1 protein-coding gene is annotated in these 1426 nt (G+C 40.0%); it reads left to right on the top strand.

Going from position 1 to position 1426, the window contains the following annotated elements; translation table 11 throughout:
* Positions 1 to 660 precede the first annotated feature (660 nt).
* Positions 661 to 1426: reverse transcriptase domain-containing protein (locus ABD814_RS13175; protein ID WP_425549089.1), on the top strand; the 766-nt coding region annotated here is incomplete at its 3' end.

Genomic DNA, 1426 nt, shown 5'->3' with positions numbered 1-1426 from the left:
TGAACTCTTAACTCGATAGGTAGAATGAGAGGGGAACGCCTTGAAATGCCTACTCTGATACTCCGACATGCGCTATTCGAATGTGTAAAAGAATAGGGTGTGAAGCTCGGTGAAGTCGGCTGAATATTGCCGTAGTGCCAATACAATTGGTAATCGAAAGCTAACTAGAGGTAGTTGGTGCAATGGATAGGTCGGGAGTCATTAAAACTTAATATGGTGAGAATGTGGTAAAATACTGACGAACTAGCGAACGAAATGTCTGTAAGTGGAACTATTTAGAAATGAATAGACTTGATGAAAATTCAGGAGCGTTCCGTGGGCGAGTACCTATGGTGGTTTTGAAAGCTCCATGCACTGTTACAGGCGGTGGAGAGGACGCCAGGCAAGAGCTAGCACCTAAGTTAAGATATAGATAGAGTTAAGGGAACGTGGAAAGCTATCAACATGGAGAGTGCACACTCGCTGAAGTGTTAGGAAGTAAAGGTTCGTCTATAACTTCCTTTTGTGATAGTGAGAGTAGAGGCACGAGCGTTGAAGTTTCTGTAATGGAAATGAAGCAACAGCCTCAAGTCGTTTGGTCAACTTAATTTCAACTCAATCACCTCAAGGATTCTTGTATGACAAAAAAGGTCACGAGCTAAGTTTGGAGCGTGATAGACCTTGAATGAAAATTATAAGAAAATCCCTAGAATGAAAAATACGAGGCTACGTCATGCGGAATACTACGGCATGACAGAAACATTTGATATGCTTTTTGCAAAGAGTAAAGAAAACCAAAAGTTAACGAATCTAATGTCTATCATTACTTCGGACAATAACATTCTTCTTGCCTATCGCAATATTAAGCGAAATAACGGGAGTGCAACTGCTGGAGAGGATAGAGTCACAATCAATGATATTGAAAAGCTAAGCACATGTGAATTCATTGAAATTGTGAAGAAAAGATTCGCGCATTATAATCCTAGAAAAGTAAGGCGTGTCGAAATACCAAAACCGAATGGAAAAACTAGACCATTGGGAATCCCGTCTATGTGGGACCGGGTAGCGCAACAATGTATCTTACAAGTGTTAGAACCTATATGTGAGGCTAAGTTTTACAAATACAGTTTTGGTTTCAGACCGACCAAATCGGCAGAAAATGCAATTTCTGCATGTGCTGGACGGATAAACAACTCTAAAATGCAGTACGTTGTGGATGTGGATATCAAAGGTTTCTTTGATGAAGTGAAACATTCGAAACTAATGCAACAAATTTGGACAATGGGAATCCAAGATAAACAATTGCTTGTTATACTTCGGAAAATGTTAAAAGCACCTATTGTTTTACCAAATGGAAAAACCGTTTATCCGACAAAAGGGACGCCACAAGGTGGAATACTTTCACCCTTGCTAGCGAATATCAACCTAAATGAATTTGACTGGTGGA

The sequence above is a fragment of the Amphibacillus indicireducens genome (assembly GCF_039539605.1).
GTDB lineage: Bacteria > Bacillota > Bacilli > Bacillales > Amphibacillaceae > Amphibacillus > Amphibacillus indicireducens.
The sequence above is the reverse complement of the archived record's forward strand: the minus strand, read 5'-3'. Positions and strand labels throughout refer to the sequence as shown.